The organism is Thalassococcus sp. BH17M4-6, assembly GCF_049323015.1.
In the GTDB taxonomy this organism is placed as follows: domain Bacteria; phylum Pseudomonadota; class Alphaproteobacteria; order Rhodobacterales; family Rhodobacteraceae; genus Puniceibacterium.
Map to the genome: position 1 here is coordinate 76,192 of NZ_JBMPGU010000005.1, position 20,532 is coordinate 96,723.

The 20,532-nt window shown below is 65.4% G+C and carries 21 protein-coding genes; 12 read left to right on the forward strand and 9 right to left on the reverse strand.

The window, feature by feature from the left end:
- Positions 1-80: 80 nt before the first annotated feature.
- Positions 81-884: an undecaprenyl-diphosphate phosphatase gene (locus ACOXXX_RS09085; RefSeq protein ID WP_422826250.1), complete on the forward strand. Its 804-nt coding sequence runs from the start codon at positions 81-83 to the stop codon at positions 882-884.
- A 76-nt stretch (positions 885-960) separates the two neighbouring features.
- Here the strand turns inward: ACOXXX_RS09085 and rlmH are convergent, their stop codons facing one another.
- From rlmH to ACOXXX_RS09100, 3 genes are all read right to left on the reverse strand, one after another.
- On the reverse strand, positions 961-1,431 hold the full coding sequence (gene rlmH / locus ACOXXX_RS09090; RefSeq protein ID WP_422826251.1) for a 23S rRNA (pseudouridine(1915)-N(3))-methyltransferase RlmH: 471 nt from the start codon (positions 1,429-1,431) through the stop codon (positions 961-963).
- Entirely contained in the window at positions 1,431-1,811 is a 381-nt protein-coding gene (gene rsfS / locus ACOXXX_RS09095; protein ID WP_422826252.1) for a ribosome silencing factor, read from the reverse strand. The genes rlmH and rsfS overlap by 1 nt, the downstream gene beginning before the upstream one ends.
- A gap of 131 nt (positions 1,812-1,942) precedes the next feature.
- Entirely contained in the window at positions 1,943-2,485 is a 543-nt protein-coding gene (locus ACOXXX_RS09100; protein WP_422826253.1) for a hypothetical protein, read from the reverse strand.
- A 74-nt stretch (positions 2,486-2,559) separates the two neighbouring features.
- On the opposite strand from ACOXXX_RS09100, the gene ACOXXX_RS09105 reads away from it, so the two are divergent.
- Both ACOXXX_RS09105 and ACOXXX_RS09110 read left to right on the forward strand, forming a co-directional pair.
- Positions 2,560-3,099: a DUF2975 domain-containing protein gene (locus ACOXXX_RS09105; protein ID WP_422826254.1), complete on the forward strand. Its 540-nt coding sequence runs from the start codon at positions 2,560-2,562 to the stop codon at positions 3,097-3,099.
- On the forward strand, positions 3,099-3,326 hold the full coding sequence (locus ACOXXX_RS09110; RefSeq protein ID WP_422826255.1) for a helix-turn-helix domain-containing protein: 228 nt from the start codon (positions 3,099-3,101) through the stop codon (positions 3,324-3,326). The genes ACOXXX_RS09105 and ACOXXX_RS09110 overlap by 1 nt, the downstream gene beginning before the upstream one ends.
- On the opposite strand, the gene ACOXXX_RS09115 is transcribed toward ACOXXX_RS09110, so the two are convergent.
- Together ACOXXX_RS09115 and deoC are read right to left on the reverse strand one after the other, a co-directional pair.
- Complete coding sequence (locus ACOXXX_RS09115; RefSeq protein ID WP_422826256.1) at positions 3,314-5,653, reverse strand: aldehyde dehydrogenase family protein; 2,340 nt, start codon at positions 5,651-5,653, stop codon at positions 3,314-3,316. The two genes, ACOXXX_RS09110 and ACOXXX_RS09115, sit on opposite strands and share 13 nt — an antisense overlap.
- A gap of 73 nt (positions 5,654-5,726) precedes the next feature.
- The gene (deoC, locus tag ACOXXX_RS09120; protein ID WP_422826257.1) at positions 5,727-6,722 is read right to left on the reverse strand and encodes a deoxyribose-phosphate aldolase; all 996 of its coding nucleotides are present in this window, start codon (positions 6,720-6,722) and stop codon (positions 5,727-5,729) included.
- Between the two features lie 237 nt (positions 6,723-6,959).
- On the opposite strand from deoC, the gene ACOXXX_RS09125 reads away from it, so the two are divergent.
- The 9 genes from ACOXXX_RS09125 to infB all read left to right on the forward strand — a co-directional run bounded on the left by ACOXXX_RS09125 (position 6,960) and on the right by infB (position 17,464).
- Positions 6,960-7,928 (forward strand): metal ABC transporter solute-binding protein, Zn/Mn family, encoded by a 969-nt coding sequence (locus ACOXXX_RS09125; RefSeq protein ID WP_422826433.1) that lies wholly within the window; start codon positions 6,960-6,962, stop codon positions 7,926-7,928.
- 3 nt (positions 7,929-7,931) lie between these two features.
- Complete coding sequence (locus ACOXXX_RS09130; RefSeq protein ID WP_422826258.1) at positions 7,932-8,738, forward strand: metal ABC transporter ATP-binding protein; 807 nt, start codon at positions 7,932-7,934, stop codon at positions 8,736-8,738.
- 7 nt (positions 8,739-8,745) lie between these two features.
- Positions 8,746-9,951, forward strand: coding sequence for a metal ABC transporter permease (locus tag ACOXXX_RS09135; protein ID WP_422826259.1), 1,206 nt, complete (start codon positions 8,746-8,748; stop codon positions 9,949-9,951).
- Positions 9,951-10,856 (forward strand): metal ABC transporter permease, encoded by a 906-nt coding sequence (locus ACOXXX_RS09140; protein ID WP_422826260.1) that lies wholly within the window; start codon positions 9,951-9,953, stop codon positions 10,854-10,856. Before ACOXXX_RS09135 ends, ACOXXX_RS09140 begins: the two co-directional genes overlap by 1 nt.
- A gap of 74 nt (positions 10,857-10,930) precedes the next feature.
- Positions 10,931-11,932: an aldose epimerase family protein gene (locus tag ACOXXX_RS09145; protein WP_422826261.1), complete on the forward strand. Its 1,002-nt coding sequence runs from the start codon at positions 10,931-10,933 to the stop codon at positions 11,930-11,932.
- Between the two features lie 163 nt (positions 11,933-12,095).
- The gene (rimP, locus tag ACOXXX_RS09150) at positions 12,096-12,665 is read left to right on the forward strand and encodes a ribosome maturation factor RimP (protein ID WP_422826262.1); all 570 of its coding nucleotides are present in this window, start codon (positions 12,096-12,098) and stop codon (positions 12,663-12,665) included.
- A 5-nt stretch (positions 12,666-12,670) separates the two neighbouring features.
- Positions 12,671-14,290: a transcription termination factor NusA gene (nusA, locus tag ACOXXX_RS09155; RefSeq protein WP_422826263.1), complete on the forward strand. Its 1,620-nt coding sequence runs from the start codon at positions 12,671-12,673 to the stop codon at positions 14,288-14,290.
- Positions 14,291-14,302: 12 nt separating this feature from the next.
- Positions 14,303-14,938: an RNA-binding protein gene (locus tag ACOXXX_RS09160; protein ID WP_422826264.1), complete on the forward strand. Its 636-nt coding sequence runs from the start codon at positions 14,303-14,305 to the stop codon at positions 14,936-14,938.
- Between the two features lie 9 nt (positions 14,939-14,947).
- On the forward strand, positions 14,948-17,464 hold the full coding sequence (gene infB / locus ACOXXX_RS09165; protein WP_422826265.1) for a translation initiation factor IF-2: 2,517 nt from the start codon (positions 14,948-14,950) through the stop codon (positions 17,462-17,464).
- 77 nt (positions 17,465-17,541) lie between these two features.
- Here infB and ACOXXX_RS09170 read toward each other — a convergent pair whose 3' ends face one another.
- The 4 genes from ACOXXX_RS09170 to ACOXXX_RS09185 form a co-directional block, all read right to left on the reverse strand.
- On the reverse strand, positions 17,542-17,664 hold the full coding sequence (locus ACOXXX_RS09170) for a hypothetical protein (protein ID WP_422826266.1): 123 nt from the start codon (positions 17,662-17,664) through the stop codon (positions 17,542-17,544).
- 134 nt (positions 17,665-17,798) lie between these two features.
- Positions 17,799-18,197 carry a (deoxy)nucleoside triphosphate pyrophosphohydrolase gene (locus tag ACOXXX_RS09175; RefSeq protein ID WP_422826267.1) on the reverse strand — a complete coding sequence of 133 codons (399 nt, stop codon included), beginning with the start codon at positions 18,195-18,197 and terminating at the stop codon, positions 17,799-17,801.
- A gap of 104 nt (positions 18,198-18,301) precedes the next feature.
- On the reverse strand, positions 18,302-19,531 hold the full coding sequence (argJ, locus tag ACOXXX_RS09180) for a bifunctional glutamate N-acetyltransferase/amino-acid acetyltransferase ArgJ (protein ID WP_422826268.1): 1,230 nt from the start codon (positions 19,529-19,531) through the stop codon (positions 18,302-18,304).
- Positions 19,532-19,534: 3 nt separating this feature from the next.
- A complete protein-coding gene (locus ACOXXX_RS09185; protein ID WP_422826269.1) occupies positions 19,535-20,401 on the reverse strand; it encodes a peptidylprolyl isomerase in 867 nt (288 codons plus the stop codon).
- Positions 20,402-20,532 lie beyond the last annotated feature (131 nt).

A 20,532-nucleotide genomic window follows, 5' to 3' on the forward strand; every position in this document is an offset into this window, starting at 1 on the left:
ATCATTTCGGACCTAAATTACAGCTTCCCTTTGAAAATGGGCCGCTTATACCCGTCTGCGAACAGACACAGAGCAGCCGCATGAGCCTTTTTCACCTTCTCCTCCTGGCGCTGGTCCAGGGGATCACCGAGTTCCTGCCGGTTTCCTCTTCGGGCCACCTGATTCTGATGCCCGGCCTGACCGGGATGCAGGATCAGGGGCAGGTGCTTGATGTGGCGGTGCATCTGGGCACCCTGCTTGCGGTCATCCTGTATTTCTGGGCCGACGTGAAGATCGCCGCCGCCGGGACCCTGAGACTGCTGCAAGGCCGGGTCGACACGCAAGGGGCATTCCTTGCGCTTTGCCTTGCCATCGCGACCGTCCCGGTGATCCTGGTCGGACTTGCCTTGAAATTAAGCGGACTTGATGACGCCTTGCGCTCGGTCGCGGTGATCGGCTGGGCGATGCTGATCTTCGGGCTGGTGCTTTACTGGGCTGACCGGACCGGGGCCGAGGCCAAGACCGCGCGTGACTGGACGTTGCGGGATGCCCTTGTCATGGGGCTCTGGCAGGCGGTGGCGCTGATCCCCGGCACATCGCGGTCGGGCATCACGATCACCGCGGCGCGGCAGTTGGGCTATGCCCGGACCGACGCGGCGAAGCTGGCGATGCTGATGTCGATCCCGACGATCCTGGCCTCGGGCGCGCTGCTGGGGATCGAGGTGGTGGGTACCGCCGACCTGCAGGCGGCCCGCGACGGGGCGATCGCCGCCGCCTTTGCCTTTCTCGCGGCGCTTCTGGCGCTGAGCCTGATGATGCGGCTCTTGCGGTCGGTGAGCTACACGCCGTACGTGATCTACCGCGTCATTCTGGGCGTCGTGCTGCTGGTCTATGCCTACAGCTGAAGGATCGCCAGGGCGATACGAGAGACGCTGTCTCTCGTGCTCTCTGGAGGTATTTTGCCAAGAAGAAGGGGGAGGATCAGGCCCGGTGGTAGGGGCCGCCCGAAAGGATCGACGCGGCGCGGTAGAGCTGTTCGGCGAGCATTACCCGCGCCAGCATGTGCGGCCAGACCATCTTGCCGAAGGACAGAAGCTGCTGCGCCTCGTCGCGCAGCGCAGGATCGATGCCGTCGGCGCCGCCGATGACAAAGGCCAGATCGCCGGTGCCCGCGTCGCGCCAGCCGACCATCCGTTGCGCGAAATCGGGTGAGGTCATGACCTGCCCGCGCTCATCCAGCGCGCAGAGCGTCGCGCCCGCGGGCAGCGCCTTGCGCAGGAGCGCCGCCTCGGCCGCCATGCCGCCGCCCTTGCGGTCCTCGACCTCGTGCACCGCAGCCGGGCCGAGGCCGATGCCCCGCCCGGTTCGGTCGAACCGCTGCAGATAGTCCTGGATCAGGTCGCGTTCGGGACCGGCCCGCAGCCGGCCCACGACGCACAGATGCACCCGCATTACTGGGTCTTGGCACCCGTTTGCAGACCGGCGGGCAGCCACATCTTTTCAAGCTGGTAGAAGTCGCGCACTTCCGGGCGGAAGACGTGCACGATCACGTCGCCTGCGTCGATGAGAACCCAGTCGCCGGTGTCCTTGCCTTCGACCTTGGCCGAGATGCCGAAGTCGTGCTTGAGATCCTCGATCAGCTTGTCGGCCAGCGCCGCCACCTGACGCGAGGACCGGCCCGAGCAGATCACCATGTAATCGCCAATAGCGGTCTTGCCGCGCAGATCGATCTGCACGACCTCTTCGGCCTTGTTGTCATCGAGGGATTTGAGGATTGCCGCGAGGATCGTTTCGCTGGTCACATCCAGGTCGGTCACACCCATCACGGGCATTCCCGGGGTTGCGGCTGCGGCCGCATTTGCCGTTGCTGACAGGACATTGTCCTCCTTCAGGTCGCGCGCCGCAAAACGTCCCGGCGCCGGACGTGGTCAAAAGATAACATCGGCATTGTGAAATCTCAATGTCATGGGACATCCGTGCAGGCCTTTACGCCGCTTTTTGCCGTTTCAGCGAGCATTTCTTCGTAGCGCCGCACCTTGACCGGGCGCAGCAGCGGCCGCTCCGGGCCGCCGGGTTCGAGGATGATCCCGGCGGACATCCGGTCGTCGGGGTCGGGGCCCGCGCCGGTGCGGCAGGCGGTGATGGACAGGCTCATGCTGCCGGTGGTGCCGTCGGGATCGACCGCTTCCCACGCACGGATCCGGGCCTGCAGACGGCGCAGCGGCACCAGATCCGCCGGGGCCACACGCAGGCGCCGTGCCTCGGCGGCGCCGCGGCGTTCGAGGATGTACCGCCCTTCAAGGCTTTGGTCCCCGCGGGTGGCGGAGAGGCTGAGTTCCGCGCCGCCGTCGGGCAGATCCAGCCCGTCCGGCAGGTGCGCGATCACCTCAAAGTCGCCGGGGTCGGCCTCGAGCGGGGAAAGGCCCGACAGGCGCATCAGCGTGACCGGGTCGACCGCGCTGCAGGCGGTGAGGGCGAAGAACAGGGCGAGGACGGCAGTTTTCATGATATTCTCCTATTGTGGAATCATTTTTTATTGTTATACGTTAATTTATAAAAGCAAGACAAGAGGTCACGCCAATGACATCCCTGCCTACCGACACCCGCCGCTTTGCGGAATTCCTGCGTTACGCCGCCCTGGCCGGCATCGTCATCGTTGTCCTGTCCTGGGGCTGGACCGTGCTCGACCCGCAGCGGCTGGCCGATGCCCGCGCCGAAGAGCTGGGCCTGGATCGGGTCGGCGCGGCGCTGGGGCCGGGCGCGCGGATCCTACTGCTGGTCATGGCGGCGCTGTCGGGCGCGGCGGTGATCGCGACGCTGATCCCGGCGGCGCGCCTCTGCCGGGCCTATTCCCGCGACGCGGCGCTGAGCGTCGAGGCGGCGGCAGCGATCAGCGGAATCGGTTGCGGGCTGGTCGCACAGGCGGCGATGGGGGTGCTGCGGCGCACAGGGGACACGCTGGCCCTGACGCTGGGCGCACCGGCGGGCGAGCGGACGCTGGCCCTTGGCTTTGGCAGCACCGACCTGGGCCTTGCCCTTGCCGCGTCGCTGATGCTGATGATCGGGCTGGTGATGCGCCAAGCGGTCGACATCGCGCGCGACAACGCCGGGTTCGTCTGATGCAGATCGTGGTGCGGCTGGACGTGATGCTGGCGCGGCGCAAGATGCGGTCGCGCGAACTGGCCGAACGGGTCGGAATCACCGAGCAGAACATTTCGCTGCTGAAATCGGGCAAGGTCAAGGGCATCCGCTTCGAGACGCTGGCCCGCATCTGCGACGTGCTCGATTGTCAGCCTGGCGATCTGCTCGAGGCGGTGGACGACGCCGGAGGCACTCAGGCGCCGTAGGGCACCCAAACGGTCTTGACCTCGGTCGCGGCGTCCAGAAAGGCGCGGCCTTCGCCCTCTGCCGACATCCAGTCGCGCGACCGGGAGTCGTTGACCCAGCTGCGTTTGAGGTTGCCCGCTGACGCGCGTTCGATCCCTTCGGAAAGGTCGCTGGACGAAAAGCTCCAGATCGCGTCGATATCCATGTGGCTGGCCAGGGTCGGGGCAAGCTCTTCGTGCTTGCCGGTCAGGATGTTCACCACCCCGCCCGGCACGTCGGATGTCTCGAGCACCTGATAGAACTCCGTCGCGGCCAGCGGGAACGGCTCTGACGCCACCAGCACCACGCGGTTGCCCATGGCGATGGCAGGCGCCATGGCCGATACCAGCCCCAATAGTGGCAGGTGGTCCGGGCAAAGCGCACCGATCACGCCGCAGGGTTCGCGCATCGCCAGCGCCACGCCGCGCATCGGCACGGACCGGACCTGCCCGTCGAACTTGTCGGCCCACGCGGCATAGGTGAAAAGGCGCTTGATGGCTGCGTCCACCTCTTTCGCGCCTGAACGTGCGCCGGTCAGGCGGTTGATCAGCGTGGCGAACCCGTCCGCGCGGGCGGCAAGGTTTTCCGCGATGTAGTAAAGGATTTGCGCACGCAGATGCGCCGTGGTGCCGGACCACGCCTTGGCGCCGCGCGCCGCCTCGACCGCGTTGCGGATGTCCTTGCGATTTGCAATGGGGGCCTGCCCGATCAGCTTGCCCGACCGGTCAAAGATGTTGCGGGCATAGCCACCGTCCGGCCGCGCCTGTTTGCCCCCGATGTAAAGCTTCGCGGTGCGGTCAACCGGCTGCGCCTCTGCCGTGTCGCCGCTGAACGGCTTGACCGGCTGCAGCCTTTTCGCTGTGCCCTTGGCGCGGGTGTAGGCCATCAGCCCTTCCCAGCCACCTTCGCGCCCGAAGCCGGATTCGCGCACGCCACCAAAGCCTGCCGCGGCGTCGAACATGTTGGTGCCGTTGATCCAGACCACGCCGGCGGCCAGTTTCGGCGCGATGTCGAGCGCGACGTTGACGTTCTCGGACCAGAGCGTCGCGGCCAGCCCGTAGCGGGTGTTGTTGGCGATCTCGACCGCCTCAGCCGGGGTGCGAAATGTCGTCGCGGTGAGGACCGGGCCAAAGATCTCTTCCTGCATGAGATGCGACGCCGGGCTGAGCCCGGTGATCAGCGTCGGCGGGTAAAAGCAGCCGTCCGGCAGCGGCGTGGCGGCCTGGTAGGTGTCGCCTTCGGCATTGGCGCCGACCAGATCGGTGATCCGGGCATGCTGCACCGGATCGACGATGGCGCCCACGTCGATGCATTTGTCGAGCGGATCGCCGATGCGCAGCTTGTCCATCCGCGCGCGCAGCTTGGCATAGAAGGCCTCGGCTATGCCCTCCTGCACGATCAGCCGCGATCCGGCACAGCAGACCTGCCCCTGGTTGAACCAGATTGCATCGACCAGACCTTCGATGGCGCTGTCGATATCGGCATCCTCGAAGACGATGTAGGGCGACTTGCCGCCAAGCTCGAGCGTGAGCGCCTTGCCCGACCCCGCCGTCGCCTCGCGGATGCGGCGCCCGACCTCGGTCGAGCCGGTGAAGGCGATCTTGTCGACCTTTGCGTTGACGATCATTTCGCCCACGGCGCCATCGCCGGTGACGATGTTGACCACGCCTTTGGGCAGCCCGGCCTGGCGGCAGATGTCGGCGAAAAGCAGCGCGGTGAGCGACGTGTATTCCGCCGGTTTCAGCACCACCGTGTTGCCCATGGCCAGGGCCGGCGCGACTTTCCAGGCCAGCATCAGCAGCGGAAAGTTCCACGGGATGATCTGGCCGCCGACGCCCAGCGCCTCGCGGTCGGGTAATTCGCTGTCCATCAGCTGCGCCATGCCGGCGTGGTAATAGAAATGCCGCTGCGCCAGCGGAATGTCGATGTCGCGGCTTTCGCGGATGGGTTTGCCGTTGTCGAGCGTTTCCAGCACCGCGAAAAGCCGCGCGTGTTTCTGCAAGAGCCGCGCAAGCGCATAAAGGTAGCGCGCCCGCCCCGGCCCGCCGAGGTCCGCCCATTTGGCTTGCGCGCGCCGCGCGGCGGCGACGGCGGCGTCGACATCGGACTGCGTCGCCTGTGTCAGCGTCGCCAGCACCTCACCGGTGGCGGGATTGCGGCTGTCGAAGCCGTCGCCGGGCGCGGTCATCGCGCCGTCGATGAAATGTCCGAAGCGGCTGCCCTGATCGACGATCCAGGCCAGCGCATCCCCCGCGCTTTCGGGGGCGGGGCCGTATTCCATTGTCTCGAAAATCTCGCTGACTGTCATTGTCCTGCCCTCTCCTCTGGGGCGCGTTTTCCTTCAGGAAAACGGATCGGAATTCTTGAGAATTCCGCGCCCGTCAACTCATCGCGTGTCGCCAGGAGGCGGAATAGGCCCCAGTGACATGGTGTTCCAACTGCCGCTCTATGTCGCCCAGAAGGCTCGAGGCGCCAAAGCGGAACAGATCGGGCATCAGCCAGCGATTTCCCAGCTCCTCCTTGATCAGGGCCAGGTAAACCAGCGCATCCTTGGCCTTGGATATCCCGCCCGCCGGTTTGTACCCGACGCGAAAGCCGGTCGCCTGGTGATAGTCCCGGATCGCGCGCAGCATCACCAGCGTCACGGGCAGCGTCGCGTTCACGCCTTCCTTGCCGGTCGATGTCTTGATGAAATCCGCCCCGGCCATCATGCAAACGAGCGACGCGCGGGCGACGTTCTGCAGCGTTCCCAACTCTCCGGTCGCAAGAATCGCCTTGACGTGTGCGGTGCCGCAGGCGGCGCGGAAGGCGGCCATCTCGTCGTACAGTCCCTGCCAGTTGCCGGTCAGCACGTGGCGGCGCGAGATCACGATGTCGATTTCCGCAGCCCCCGCCGCCACCGATTCGCCGATCTCGGCCACGCGCAGGTGAAACGGCGACAACCCCGCCGGAAAGCCCGTGCTGACCGCGGCGACGGGTATGCCCGATCCCTGAAGCGCCGCCACCGCAGACGCGATCATGTCGTGATAGACACAGACCGCGCCGGTGGTCAGGTTTGGCAGGCCCAGGGCCTCCAGCAGGTCGGCCCGCACCGGCTGGCGCGCCTTGGCGCAGAGCCGCGCAACGCGGCCGGGCGTGTCGTCGCCCGCCAAGGTCGTGAGGTCGATGCAGGACACCGCGCGCGCCAGCCAGGCCGCCTGATACTCCTTCTTGACCGACCGCCGCCCCGGCAGGCCGGCCGCGCGACGTTCGATCGCCGACCGGTTCGCGGTCGCGCGCATCACCCAGTCCAGATCCAGCGGCTGGCCGGGATTGCGCGGCTCCAGTGTCTGCGGCAGGTGATGCGTATCGGTTGTGCTGGCCCCGTGTCCCGGCATGTCACCCTCCGTCCGGTGCGGCTGTTTTCCTGCCGACTTTGGCGACTGCCCCGGCCAAGTTCAAGCGCAACGCCACGCAACCCTTTGCGCAATAACCTGTCGAGATGTGGCGCGGCCCTGCCAGACGCTCGGATTAAAGGCATTTCAGCTTTGCTCTTGCGAATTATTCGCAATTTACTTGATGTTTTGCGAATGACTCTCATATACATCTGGATATACCCGCTGGAGGCGCCCCCGATGATCCTTGACCGCCGTACGCTTCTCACCGGCCTTGCCGCATCGGCCCTGGTCGGCGCCCTGCCCGGCCGTGTGGCCGCGGCGGAGACTTTGAACGTGGTGGCGACGACCGGCATGATCGGCGATGCCGCCCGCGCCATCGGCGGCGACGCGATCAGCCTCAGCACGCTGATGGGGCCGGGGGTCGATCCGCACAGCTATCGCCAGACCCGGACCGATATCGTGGCGCTGTCCCGCGCGGATGTCGTGCTTTGGAATGGCCTCTACCTCGAGGCGCAGATGGAAGATTTCCTGCTGCGCCTGGGTGCGCAGAAACCCGTCGTGCCGGTGGCCGAGGCCTTGCCCGACACCGAACTGCTGCGGCATGCCGATTACGAGGGCCGCGCCGATCCGCACATCTGGATGGTGCCCGACCTGTGGCAGCACGCCGTGGGCGAGGTGCGCGATACGCTGATGGCCGCGCGCCCCGACGCCGCGGACAGCTTTGCCTCCGCCGCCGACGCCTACCTGGCGGATCTGGCGGCGGTCGGCGACTATGCCCGCGCGACTCTGGCGCAGGTGCCGGAAGATGCCCGGGTGCTGGTCACCGCGCACGACGCCTTTGGCTATTTCGGGCGCGCCTACGGGTTCGAGGTCATGGGAATCCAGGGCATCTCGACCGAAAGCGAGGCGGGTCTGCAACGCATCGGTGCGCTGGTCGATACGCTGGTAAATCGCAGGATCAAGGCAGTCTTTGTCGAAAGCTCTGTCTCTGACCGCAATATCCGCGCGCTGATCGAAGGTGCCGCGGCTCAGGGCCACGAGGTGGTGGTCGGGGGCGAGCTGTTCTCGGACGCGATGGGCGTGCCCGGCACTTACGAAGGTACCTATGTCGGCATGATCGACCACAACGCCACCGTCATTGCCCGTGCGCTGGGGGCCGATGTGGCGCCGCGTGGCATGACCGGCAAACTGTCGGCGGGGCTCTGATCCATGTCCTCGAAGATCAGCCTTGCCGCAGAGGGCGGACGCCCCGTCACCCCCGATCCCGCGCACAGCCCGCTGGCGCTGCGCGGCATCACCGTGTCTTACGGTGAACAGCCGGTGGTCTTTTCCGTCGACATGACCGTGCAAGAGGGCGCGATTACCGCCATCATCGGGCCCAACGGCGCCGGGAAATCCACGCTATTGAAGGCGGCGCTTGGCATCGTAACACCGCTTGCCGGGCGCGCCATGGTCTTTGGCCAGCCTTTGGCCCAGGCGCGCGACCGCATCGCCTATGTTCCACAACGGGCCAGCGTCGACTGGGATTTCCCGACCGAAGTGCTCGACGTGGTGCTGATGGGGCTTTACCGCGAACTGGGATTGCTGCGCCGGGTGCGGCCGCGCCATGTGGCCAAGGCGATGGCCTGCCTTGCGCGCGTCGGCATGCAGGATTTCGCCGAACGCCAGATCGGCCAGCTGTCGGGCGGTCAGCAGCAGCGCGTGTTTCTGGCGCGCGCTCTGGCGCAGGAGGCGGATCTTTACTTGCTGGACGAACCCTTTGCCGGGGTGGATGCCGCCACCGAAAAAGCGATCATCGAGGTGCTGAAATCCCTGCGGTCCGAAGGCAAGACGGTCGTCGCGGTGCACCATGACCTGTCCACGGTGCGGGCCTATTTCGACAATGTGTTCCTGATCAATCGCCGCAAGATGGGCGAAGGGCCGGTCGATGCGGCCTTTACCGCCGAGGCGCTGCAGGCGACCTATGGCGGGCGGCTGGCGGACGGCCAGATCACGCAATTATCGCTGGGCGTCTGAGGCCACGATGCTGACCGACGCCCTGCTTCTGCAACTGGGCTACAACGCCACGCTGGTGGCGCTGGGGTCCGCCGCCTTGGGTCTGGCGGCGGGGGCCACTGGCACGTTTCTGGTCCTGCGCAAGCGGGCGCTGGTGTCCGATGCGGTCAGCCACGCCACCCTGCCCGGGCTGGCACTGGCGTTCATGGTGATGGTGGCGCTGGGCGGCGACGGGCGCGGGCTGGCCGGGCTGATGGCCGGATCGGCGCTGTCGGCGTTCCTGGGCCTGCTCTGCGTCAGTTGGCTGACGCGCCACACGCGCCTGGCCGAGGATGCGGCCATCGGGTCGGTGCTGTCGGTGTTCTTCGGGTTCGGCATCGTGCTTCTGACCGTGGTGCAGACGATGTCGGCCGGGCGACAGGCGGGGCTGGAGAGCTTCTTGCTGGGGTCGACCGCCGGCATGCTCTTCCAGGACGCCGTGCTGATCGCGGGCGGCGGGCTGATCGTGCTGGCGCTGGTGCTGGCGCTGCGGCGCCCCATGCTCATGGTCGCCTTCGACCCCGGATTCGCCGAAACCCAGGGCATTCCGGTCGCCCGGGTGGACCTTGCGATCATGGCGCTGGTCATGGCGATCACGGTCGTGGGGCTCAAGGTCGTGGGGCTCATCCTCATCGTGGCGCTGCTGATTATTCCCGCCGTCACCGCCCGGTTCTGGACCAACCGCGCCGACCGCGTTGTGCTGCTGGCGGGCCTTTTCGGTGGGCTGGCAGGCTATTCCGGCGCCGCGATTTCGGCCACGGCGCCGGACCTTCCGACCGGTCCGATCATCGTGCTGGTGGGCTTTGGCCTTTTTGTCCTGTCGCTGCTTTTCGCGCCGGGGCGCGGGGTGCTGGCATCGGTCCTGAGGCATCTGCGGTTCCAGCGCCGGGTGCACCTGCGTCAGGGGCTGCTGTCGCTTGCCATGGGTCAGCCGGTCTATGAGGGGCTGACCCGCCGGATGCTGCGCACCCGCGGCCTGATGCGCGCCGACGGCGTGCCCACCGACGAAGGCCGCGCGCAGGCGCAATCGGCGCTTCGGGATGAAAACCGCTGGCAGGCGCTGCGCACCAGCACGCATCTGTCGGAGCTGGCCACTCGCGACGACGGGCTGACCGGCATCGAAGAGGTGCTGACCCCCGACCAGATCGCGGACATCGACGCCCGCCTGCGCGGCCCCAGAAAGGTTGGCCCCTGATGGGTATGGAGTTCGTCGCCCTGTCGCTGCCGCCGCTTCTGATCGGCATCTTTGCCGCCGTGGCCTGCGCTCTGCCGGGCAATTTTCTGGTGTTGCGCCGCCAGTCGCTGATCGGCGACGCGATCAGCCATGTGGTCCTGCCGGGGATCGTCGTCGCCTTTCTTCTGACGGGCCGCATCGCAGCGGGGCCGATGATGCTGGGCGCGGCTGGGGCGGCGTTCGTCGCGGTGATCCTGATCGAGACGATCCGCCGCCTGGGCCGGATCGACACCGGGGCGGCGATGGGCGTGGTCTTTACCGCGATGTTCGCGGCGGGGGTGCTGCTGCTGGAGCAATCCGACACCTCGTCGGTCCATCTGGATGTGGAACACGCGCTGTTCGGCAACCTCGAAAGCCTGATCTGGCTCGAGGCAACGGGATGGTCGTCGCTGCTCGACCCCGCGGCGCTGGCCGGGCTGCCGGTGGAACTGCCCCGGATGGCGGGCACGCTTCTGGTGGTGAGCCTTTTCACCTGGCTCTTCTGGCGACCCCTGAAGCTTGCCACCTTTGACGAGGATTTCGCCCGGACGCTGGGCCTGCCGGTGGCCGCGCTCAGCCTTGGCCTGGTCATTTCCGCAGCGGTGGCGGCGGTGGCGGCATTCGACGCAGTAGGGTCGATCATCGTGATCGCGATGTTCATCTGCCCGCCTGCCGCTGCGCGCCTGATGACCAACCGCCTGTCCCACCAGCTTTGGTGCAGCGTGGTCTTCGCCACGCTGTCGGCCATCCTGGGATATGTTCTGGCGGGCTACGGACCCTTGTGGTTCGGCGCTTTGAACGCCGTGTCCGCGGCCGGGATGATCGCCACGGTGTCGGGTCTGATCCTCGCGGTCACCGCCGTGATCGGACCGCATCGCCGCGGCTGAGGCATCGCCTTCCCGGCGCAATGTGCTATCTCCAGGGTCCGGCTGCTGAAGGAACAAGGACAAGGGATACCGCGATGACCCCGACAGACACCCCGCAGGAATTCGGCACCTTGCCCGACGGCAAGACGGTCAAGGCCATTCGCCTGCGGGGTGGCGGGCTGTCTGCAACGCTTTTGACCTTTGGCGCCCGGGTGCAGGACCTGCGCCTTGACGGGGCCGACCATCCGCTGGTGCTGGGGGCCGACACGCTCGAACCCTATCTCGACCCGATGATCTATCACGGGGCCATCGTGGGGCGCTTTGCCAACCGCATCGCGGACGGGCGGTTCACGCTTGATGGCGAAACCTACCGGACCGATCCCAACGAAGGTAAACGGCAGACGCTGCATGGCGGGGCGGATGGCACCGCGGCGCATCTGTGGGAGATCCGGGAGGTGTCGGCCGACAGCGCCACGCTGTCGCTGACGCTGCCGGACGGGCACATGGGCTTTCCCGGTGCGCTGACGATCCTCGCCACGCACAGCCTGCCCGGTGACGGGACCCTGGCGATCGAGATCACCGCCACCACCGACGTGCCGACCCCGTGCAGCTTGGCGCATCACGGCTATTTCACCCTGGCCGACGGACGACCGGTGTCTGAGCAGGAACTCTGGATCGACGCGGACCGTTATCTGCCGGTGGACGACCGGCTGATCCCGGTGCCCGAGGCGCCCGCCCCGGTCGCGGACACCCGGTTCGATTTCCGCACCCCCCGGCGGATCGGCACCGACGGGATCGATCACAATTTCTGCCTGAACGAGACGCCGGGCGACATGCGCAAGGTCGTCCGCGTGACGGCTGACAACGGCCTGTCGCTGGAGGTCGAAACCGACCAGCCGGGCCTGCAGGTCTATGACGCCAACAGCCAGCCAAAGCTGACCGGGCTGGGCGGCAGGGCCTATGGCGCCTTTGCCGGGCTGGCGCTGGAAACCCAGGCTTGGCCCGATGCCGTGAACCGCCCGAATTTTCCGGATGCCATCCTGCGCCCCGGCGAAACCTACCGCCACCGCGTACACTACCGCTTCGCGCGGGACTGACGCCCACGGCGCAACCCCCTTGCAGACTCGGATGGGTGCGCGTATATCCCCTTCAACAGCGGCGCGTCGGGGTCCACACCCGAGGCTCCACCGGGAAATATCAACGGGCCGCGCGCCCGTTTTTTTGTGCCTGATCGCCAGAACACCAAGACCCAAGGACAGCATGACCGACCTGATCGCAAAATCCGCCATGGACCGGCGCCTGGCCGAGATCGTGACACCCGTGATCGAAGACATGGGGTTCGAACTTGTGCGCATCCGCCTGATGGGCGGCAACACGCCGACGCTTCAGATCATGGCCGAACGCCCCGAGGGCGGGATCGAAGTGGACGAATGCGCCGACATCTCGAACGCCGTCAGCGCCATTCTGGATGTCGAGGATCCGATCCTCGATGCCTACACGCTCGAAGTGTCCAGCCCCGGCATCGACCGCCCGCTGACCCGGCTCAAGGATTTCGACACCTTCGAAGGGTACGAAGCCAAGCTCGAGACGGCAGAGCTGATCGACGGGCGCAAGCGGTTCAAGGGCGAACTGGCCGGTGTCGAAGGCAGCGAAGTGCTGATCAACATCGCCGAAGGCACGGTCGGTCTGCAGTTCGACTGGCTGACCGAGGCCAAGCTGGTGCTGACCGACGAACTGATCAAGGAAATGCTGCGCGCGCGCAAGGCGGCGGCAGTGGATGAAAGCAAATTTGACGAGATCGCGGCCGACGACGGCCCTGAGGAGGAGTAAGAACGATGGCGATAACCTCTGCCAACCAGCTTGAGCTGCTGCAAACCGCCGAAGCCGTGGCGCGCGAAAAGATGATCGACCCCGCGCTGGTGGTCGAAGCGATGGAGGAAAGCCTCGCCCGGGCGGCCAAGTCCCGCTACGGCGCCGAAATGGACATCCGCGTCAGCATCGACCGCAAGACCGGACGCGCGCATTTCACCCGCGTGCGCACCGTGGTCGAGGATGAAGAGCTTGAAAACTACCAGGCCGAAATGACCGTCGAGCAGGCCAAGCAGTACCTGGCCGATCCCAAGGTCGGCGACACCTTTGTCGAGGAAGTGCCCCCCGTGGACATGGGCCGGATCGCGGCGCAATCGGCCAAGCAGGTGATCCTGCAGAAGGTGCGCGAAGCCGAACGCGACCGCCAGTTCGAGGAATTCCAGGACCGCGCGGGCACGATCATCAACGGCCAGGTCAAGCGCGAGGAATACGGCAACGTCATCGTCGACGTGGGCCGGGGCGAAGCCATCCTGCGCCGCAACGAAAAGATCGGCCGCGAAAGCTATCGGCCGAACGACCGCATCCGCTGCTACATCAAGGATGTCCGTCGCGAGGCGCGCGGGCCGCAGATTTTCCTGTCGCGCACCGATCCGCAGTTCATGGCCGAGCTTTTCAAGATGGAAGTGCCGGAAATCTATGACGGCATCATCGAGATCAAGGCCGTCGCCCGCGACCCGGGCAGCCGCGCCAAGATCGCCGTCATTTCCTATGACAACTCCATCGACCCGGTCGGTGCCTGCGTCGGTATGCGCGGCAGCCGCGTGCAGGCGGTGGTGAACGAACTGCAGGGCGAAAAGATCGACATCATCCCCTGGAACGAGGATATGCCGACCTTCCTGGTGAACGCGCTGCAGCCCGCCGAGGTCAGCAAGGTGGTTCTGGACGAAGAGGCCGAGCGCATCGAGGTCGTCGTCCCCGACGAACAGCTGAGCCTGGCCATCGGCCGCCGTGGTCAGAATGTGCGGCTGGCATCGCAACTGACCGGTCTTGATATCGACATCATGACCGAGGAAGAGGAATCCAAGCGGCGTCAGGCGGAGTTCGAAGAGCGCACCAAGCTCTTTGTCGACACGCTGGACCTGGATGAGTTCTTTGCCCAGCTTCTGGTCGCCGAAGGTTTTACCAACCTCGAAGAGGTGGCCTATGTCGAACTGGACGAACTGACCGTGATCGACGGCGTCGACGACGACACGGCGCAGGAACTTCAGACCCGTGCCCGCGAACAGCTGGAAGAGCAGGCCCGCAAGGCCATCGAGCGCGCCAAGGAACTGGGTGTCGAGGACAGCCTTATTGCATTCGAGGGCCTGACACCCCAAATGATCGAGGCGCTGGCAAAGGACGGCATCAAGACGCTGGAAGACTTCGCCACCTGCGCCGACTGGGAACTGGCAGGCGGCTGGACCACCGAAGGCGGTCAGCGCATCAAGGACGACGGTCTTCTGGAACCCTTCGATGTCAGCCTTGAAGAGGCGCAGACCATGGTCATGACCGCGCGCGTCCTGCTGGGCTGGGTCGACCCGACCGAGCTTGAGGCCGAGGAAGAAGGCGAAGGCGAGGACGACGTCGAGACGGAAGAAGAGGCGTAAAAGAGACCGCCGATGACCCGTGGAGGCCGCACAAAGGACCGCGACGCCGGACCCGAGCGTAAATGCATCGCCACGGGCGAGGTGCAGCCTGCGTCCGGTCTGATCCGGTTTGTCGTGGGGCCGGACAACCAGATCGTCCCCGATCTGATGGGCAAACTGCCCGGACGGGGCATCTGGGTGACGGCGAACCGGGCGGCGCTGGACAAGGCGGTCAAGAAAGGCCTCTTTGCCCGCGCGGCCAAACAACCGGTCACCGTGCCCGACGGCATGGTCGATACGCTGGAACCAATGCTGGCGCGGCGCGTTGTGGACCTTGTCAGCCTTGCGCGGAAATCCGGGGCTGCGGTGGCGGGCTATGAAAAGGTGAAGGACTGGCTGTCGAAAGAGGTGGCAGAGGTTCTGATCCAGTCCAGCGACGGATCCGAACGGGGCAAGAGCAAGCTCAGCACCCCGCATTATGGCCGCTTTATCGGCTGGCTGACATCGGATGAGCTGGGGTTGGCCTTTGGGCGACAAACTGTGATACACGCGGCCCTTGGCTCTGGTGGACTCACGCAACGTGTTGTAGAGGAAGCCCAACGATTGAAGGGCCTGCGCATCGGACCGACCGATGAACGGAGTGGCGGCAGGGGCCGCCCGAAAGGATAAGAGAGCTTTATGAGCGATAACGACGGCAAGAAGACATTGGGATTGCGTGGTGGTGGCCCCCGTTCGGGCAACGTGAAGCAGAGCTTCAGCCACGGGCGGACCAAGAACGTCGTGGTGGAAACCAAGCGCAAGCGCGTTGTGGTGCCCAAGCCGGGTGCGACATCGACCGGCACACCTGGTGGCGTGGCCAGCAAGCCGCTGCCAACTGCCGGATCGAAACGCCCCGCCGGCATTTCGGACGCCGAGATGGAGCGCCGCCTCAAGGCATTGCAGGCCGCCAAAGCCCGCGAGGCTGACGAGGCCGCACAGCGTGCAGCCGAAGAAAAAGAGCGTGCCGAAGAGCGTGACCGTCGCCGGGCCGAGGCCGAAGCGAAGGAACGCGAACAGCGCGAAGCGGCAGAGGCCGCCAAGGCCAAGGCCGAGGAAGAAGAGCGCAAGGCGCGCGAAGCGGCAGAAGCCGCCAAGGCAGCGAGCCAGCCCGGTGCGGCAGCGCCAGCGGCGCGTGCCGAAGAGCCGGCCGCGCGCGGTGGCGGTGCAGCGGGCAAGCCCGCAGCGGCCCCCGGCCCCCGCAAGTCCGAGCGTGAGCGCGAGGAACGCGGCCGTGGCGTCAAGACCCGCGACGACAGCAACCGCCGCTCGGGCAAGCTGACCCTGAACCAGGCGCTTTCGGGCGAAGGCGGGCGTCAGAAGTCCATGGCCGCGATGAAGCGCAAGCAGGAACGTGCACGGCAGAAGGCCATGGGTGGTCAAGTGCAGCGCGAAAAGGTGGTGCGCAACGTCAATCTGCCGCCTGCGATCATGGTGTCTGAACTGGCCAACCGGATGACCGAAAAGGTCGGCGACGTGGTCAAGGCGCTGATGCAGAACGGCATGATGGTGACGCAGAACGAAACCATCGACGCCGATACCGCCGAACTCATCATCGAGGAGTTCGGGCACAAGGTCGTCCGGGTGTCCGACGCCGATGTCGAAGATGTCATCAAAGAGATCGTCGATGCCGAGGAAGATCTCAAGCCGCGTCCGCCGGTCATCACCATCATGGGCCATGTCGACCACGGCAAGACCTCGCTGCTGGATGCGATCCGCAAGACCAAGGTCGTCGCGGGCGAAGCCGGCGGGATCACCCAGCACATCGGCGCCTATCAGGTGACCACCGATGGCGGTTCGGTACTGTCTTTCCTCGACACGCCGGGCCACGCGGCCTTTACCTCCATGCGGTCGCGCGGTGCGCAGGTCACGGATATCGTGGTGCTCGTCGTTGCCGCCGACGACGCGGTAATGCCGCAGACCATCGAGGCGATCAATCACGCCAAGGCCGCAAAGGTCCCGATGATCGTGGCGATCAACAAGATCGACAAGCCCGAAGCGAACCCGACCAAGGTGCGCACCGACCTTCTGCAGCACGAAATTGTGGTCGAGCAGATGTCCGGTGACGTTCAGGACGTCGAGGTGTCGGCGCAGACCGGCCAAGGTCTCGACGACCTGCTCGAAGCCATCGCGCTACAGGCGGAAATCCTCGAACTCAAGGCCAACCCCGACCGCGCCGCCCAAGGTGCCGTGATCGAGGCGCAGCTTGACGTGGGCCGCGGCCCCGTCGCCACCGTCCTCGTGCAGAACGGCACGCTGCGGCAGGGCGATGTCTTTGTTGTTGGCGAACAGTACGGCAAGGTGCGCGCGCTGATCAACGACAAGGGCGAGCGTGTCAAAGAGGCCGGCCCGTCCGTCCCGGTCGAGGTTCTTGGTCTGAACGGCACACCCGAAGCGGGCGACGTGTTGAACGTGACCGAAACCGAAGCGCAGGCGCGCGAGATCGCGGAATATCGCGAAAAAGCCGCCAAGGAAAAGCGCGCCGCGGCAGGCGCGGCCACGACGCTGGAACAGCTGATGCAGAAGGCCAAGGACGACGAGTCCGTGTCCGAACTGCCGATCTTGGTCAAGGCGGACGTGCAAGGCTCTGCCGAGGCGATCGTTCAGGCGCTGGAGAAGGTCGGCAACGACGAGGTGCGCGTGCGTGTCCTGCATTCGGGCGTCGGCGCGATCACCGAAACCGACGTGGGCCTGGCCGAAGCGTCAGGTTGTCCGGTCATCGGCTTCAACGTCCGTGCCAATGCCAGCGCGCGGAACACCGCGAACCAGAAGGGTGTGGAAATTCGCTATTACAGCGTGATCTACGACCTCGTGGATGATGTGAAAGCGGCGGCCTCAGGCCTGCTGTCGAACGAGATCCGCGAAAAGTTCATTGGCTACGCCACGATCAAGGAGGTCTTCAAGGTCTCGAACGTCGGCAAGGTCGCGGGCTGTCTGGTCACCGAAGGGGTGGCGCGCCGCTCTGCCGGGGTGCGTCTGCTGCGCGACGACGTGGTGATCCACGAAGGCACGCTGAAAACGCTCAAGCGCTTCAAGGACGAGGTGCCCGAGGTGCAGTCCGGTCAGGAATGCGGCATGGCTTTCGAGAACTACGAAGACATCCGCCCCGACGACGTGATCGAGATTTTCGAGCGCGAGGAGATTGAGCGCAAGCTTTGATCGCTCTTGTCCGAGACATGAAGAAAGGGAGGCATCGCGCCTCCCTTTTTTGTATTCTCGTCGTTATCGGATGCGTTTCAGACCGGCAGGCCGGTGAAAAGCTCTGACCCGACCCGCACCGAAATGCGGCCGTCCGGAAGAGTGCTTTCCAGGATCCCCTGAACCATTACGCAGCTTCCCATCATGATCGTTCGCAGCATGTCATTTTTCCCCAGTGTCCATGACTAACTCTATAAATAGGGCAGGTCCGGGGACGAGACCATGTCAAAGATTCATCAAAGTGTCATATTTGTTCAAATTATATGCAGTTTGAGAAACAAAATTAGCTGAAACTTCACAGCCAGTCGCGAAGAATGGGAATCAGCGGAACATCGGCGGCGGGCATGGGGTATTTCGCCAGGTCGCGGGCGTGCACCCATCTGAGTGCCTGATTCTCTTTTGATCGCGGAATGCCCTCCCATTTGCGGCAGGCAAAGAGGGGCATGAGCAGGTGAAAATCGTCGTAGCTGTGGCTGGCGAAGGTCAGCGGCGCCAGGCAGGACGCCCAGGTGTCGATGCCCAACTCCTCTTGCAACTCGCGGATCAGCGCGGCCTCGGGTGTCTCTCCGGGTTCGACCTTGCCGCCCGGAAACTCCCACAAGCCCGCCATCGCCTTGCCTTCGGGCCGCTGTGCCAGCAGCACACGCCCGTCCACGTCGATGAGGGCGACGGCAGAGACGAGGACCATCTTCATTGTCCGTACGCCCGCATGCGGTCGACGAGAGACGTTTTCTCTCGTGCTCTCTGAGGTATTTTGGAACCGAAGAAGGAAAGGACCGTCATTGCCAGAAGCTTAGGTCAGGACCGGTAGTCGGCATTGATGGAGATGTAGCCATGCGTCAGGTCACAGGTCCAAACCGTGGCGGCACCGCTTCCCAGCCCCAGATCGACCGCGATGGTGATCTCGGGCTGTTTCATCAGGGCGGCCCCCTGCTCTTCCTGGTAGTCGGGCGAGACCCATCCGTTTTCCGCCACCAACACATCTCCGAAGCGGATCGACAAGAGGTCGCGATCAGCCTTGGCACCGGACTTGCCGATGGCCATCACGATGCGGCCCCAGTTCGGATCCTCGCCCGCGATGGCGGTCTTGACCAGCGGCGAATTGGCGATGGAAAGCGCGTGGGTTCTGGCATCGGCATCGCTGTCCGCGCCGGTCACGGTGACGGTCACGAATTTTGTCGCACCCTCGCCATCACGCACGACCTGGTGCGCGAGGTCCGTCATAACGTCTTCGAGCGCCGTGGCAAACGCGGTGTCTTGTGCGGTCACGGTCACGCCGGACGCCCCCGTCGCCCCCATTAGCAGCGTGTCAGAGGTCGAGGTGTCGCTGTCCACGGTGATGCAGTTGAACGTCTTGTCATTGGTCGCGCTGACCAGCGTTTGCAGATCGGCGCGACTGATCGCGGCATCGGTGAAGATATAGACCAGCATCGTCGCCATATCCGGCGCGATCATGCCCGACCCCTTGGCGATCCCGGCGATCTGCACCCGCCCTCCCGGCAGATCGACCGCGGCCATGGCACCCTTTGGAAAGGTGTCGGTGGTCATGATCGCCTGCGCGGCGTCCGAGATGCCGCCCTCATCAAGGCTGGCGACAAGCTCGTCGATCTTGGCGGTGATCCGGGCGTGCGGCAGCGGTTCGCCGATCACGCCGGTTGAGGATGAAAAGACCCGCCCCTCGGGCAGGTCCATGGCCGAGGCGACGGCGCTGGTCACTGCGCGGGTCGCTTCGACCCCGTTGCGTCCGGTGAATGCGTTGGAGTTGCCGGAATTGACGATGATCGCCGCGCCGTCGGGGCTATCGACCCCGATCTTGTCCTGACAGTCCAGTACCGGCGCCGACCGCGTGGCCGACAGGGTAAAGACCCCCGCCACCACCGATCCCGGCACCAAATGGGCCAGCATCACGTCGGTGCGCCCGGCATAGCGCACGCCCGCCGCCACCGAAGAAAACCGCACGCCCTTGATCACGGGCAGATCGGGGAAATGGTCCGGTGCCAGAGGCGACCGCGCGGTGATCTTGGCCACGCTTCAGTCCTCCAGCAGATCAAGCTGGTTGAGCAGGGATGTGTCGATATCGCCGGGGGCCATACGGGTCACCTCGGCGGCGCCAACCACCTCTTCGATGCGGTTTTCGACCAGTTGGCCCTGCAGTTCGGACAGAAGCTCGGCGCGCACGGCCTCAAGCGCCGGTGCCTCTTCGGTGCGGGTGTCGTTGAGGCGGATCACATGCCAGCCGAACTGGGTCTGCACCGGCGCAGAGATCGTGCCGACCTCCATTTCCTCGACCGCGGCCTGGAAGGGGGCCACCATCATGCCTGCGCCGAACCAGCCCAGCGACCCGCCGTTCGGGCCGGACGGGCCGGTGGATTTTTCCGCTGCCAGCTCGGCGAAATCGGCACCGCCGTTCAGTTCCTCGACAATAGCCTGGGCCTCTTCCTCGGTCTCGACCAGGATGTGCGAGGCGTCGTATTCGTTGCCAAGGGTTTCGGCGGCGTATTTCGCGTCATAGGCGGCCTGCACCTGTTCTTCGGTGACCTGCTCTTCGGCGACGACGGCAATCGCCTCGGCCGCCAGCAGGGCGCGGCGTTCATTTTCGAGCGCCAGCGTCACGCGCTTCGTTTCGGCCGCATCGTCCGTCTGCGACAGCGCGGTCTGTTGCACCAGCTGATCCATGATGCCGTTCCACAGCACGTCCGCCGGCAGTTGCTGGTACTGCTCGGGCAGACCCGCGCGCACCATCAGCATGTGACCCAGCGTGATTTCGGTCCCGTTCACGGTGGCCACGACGGTATCGGCGCCGGGGGTGGCCGTGTCGGTGCTGTCCTGGGCCTGCACCGGCAGCGCCAGCATAAGCGCGGTTGCCGTGATCGACAGTTTCGTGATGAGTTTCGACATCGTTTCGTCCTTCCGGGCCGACCACATACGCGGGCGACGTTGACACTGTTTGACCCGGCCCTTACATCGCCCTGTGGGCGCTGAAGCAAGCCGTTCTTCCCTCCGTGTCATATGGGCTGTGTGCGAGGCGG

What these genes read in the sequence shown, in the direction of transcription:
- ACOXXX_RS09085 (WP_422826250.1), top strand. Translation starts at nt 81, where the DNA reads ATGAGCCTTTTTCACCTTCTCCTCCTGGCGCTGGTCCAGGGGATCACC.
- rlmH (WP_422826251.1), bottom strand. Translation starts at nt 1,431, where the DNA reads ATGCGGGTGCATCTGTGCGTCGTGGGCCGGCTGCGGGCCGGTCCCGAA.
- rsfS (WP_422826252.1), bottom strand. Translation starts at nt 1,811, where the DNA reads ATGCCCGTGATGGGTGTGACCGACCTGGATGTGACCAGCGAAACGATC.
- ACOXXX_RS09100 (WP_422826253.1), bottom strand. Translation starts at nt 2,485, where the DNA reads ATGAAAACTGCCGTCCTCGCCCTGTTCTTCGCCCTCACCGCCTGCAGC.
- ACOXXX_RS09105 (WP_422826254.1), top strand. Translation starts at nt 2,560, where the DNA reads ATGACATCCCTGCCTACCGACACCCGCCGCTTTGCGGAATTCCTGCGT.
- ACOXXX_RS09110 (WP_422826255.1), top strand. Translation starts at nt 3,099, where the DNA reads ATGCAGATCGTGGTGCGGCTGGACGTGATGCTGGCGCGGCGCAAGATG.
- ACOXXX_RS09115 (WP_422826256.1), bottom strand. Translation starts at nt 5,653, where the DNA reads ATGACAGTCAGCGAGATTTTCGAGACAATGGAATACGGCCCCGCCCCC.
- deoC (WP_422826257.1), bottom strand. Translation starts at nt 6,722, where the DNA reads ATGCCGGGACACGGGGCCAGCACAACCGATACGCATCACCTGCCGCAG.
- ACOXXX_RS09125 (WP_422826433.1), top strand. Translation starts at nt 6,960, where the DNA reads ATGATCCTTGACCGCCGTACGCTTCTCACCGGCCTTGCCGCATCGGCC.
- ACOXXX_RS09130 (WP_422826258.1), top strand. Translation starts at nt 7,932, where the DNA reads ATGTCCTCGAAGATCAGCCTTGCCGCAGAGGGCGGACGCCCCGTCACC.
- ACOXXX_RS09135 (WP_422826259.1), top strand. Translation starts at nt 8,746, where the DNA reads ATGCTGACCGACGCCCTGCTTCTGCAACTGGGCTACAACGCCACGCTG.
- ACOXXX_RS09140 (WP_422826260.1), top strand. Translation starts at nt 9,951, where the DNA reads ATGGGTATGGAGTTCGTCGCCCTGTCGCTGCCGCCGCTTCTGATCGGC.
- ACOXXX_RS09145 (WP_422826261.1), top strand. Translation starts at nt 10,931, where the DNA reads ATGACCCCGACAGACACCCCGCAGGAATTCGGCACCTTGCCCGACGGC.
- rimP (WP_422826262.1), top strand. Translation starts at nt 12,096, where the DNA reads ATGACCGACCTGATCGCAAAATCCGCCATGGACCGGCGCCTGGCCGAG.
- nusA (WP_422826263.1), top strand. Translation starts at nt 12,671, where the DNA reads ATGGCGATAACCTCTGCCAACCAGCTTGAGCTGCTGCAAACCGCCGAA.
- ACOXXX_RS09160 (WP_422826264.1), top strand. Translation starts at nt 14,303, where the DNA reads ATGACCCGTGGAGGCCGCACAAAGGACCGCGACGCCGGACCCGAGCGT.
- infB (WP_422826265.1), top strand. Translation starts at nt 14,948, where the DNA reads ATGAGCGATAACGACGGCAAGAAGACATTGGGATTGCGTGGTGGTGGC.
- ACOXXX_RS09170 (WP_422826266.1), bottom strand. Translation starts at nt 17,664, where the DNA reads ATGCTGCGAACGATCATGATGGGAAGCTGCGTAATGGTTCAGGGGATC.
- ACOXXX_RS09175 (WP_422826267.1), bottom strand. Translation starts at nt 18,197, where the DNA reads ATGAAGATGGTCCTCGTCTCTGCCGTCGCCCTCATCGACGTGGACGGG.
- ACOXXX_RS09185 (WP_422826269.1), bottom strand. Translation starts at nt 20,401, where the DNA reads ATGTCGAAACTCATCACGAAACTGTCGATCACGGCAACCGCGCTTATG.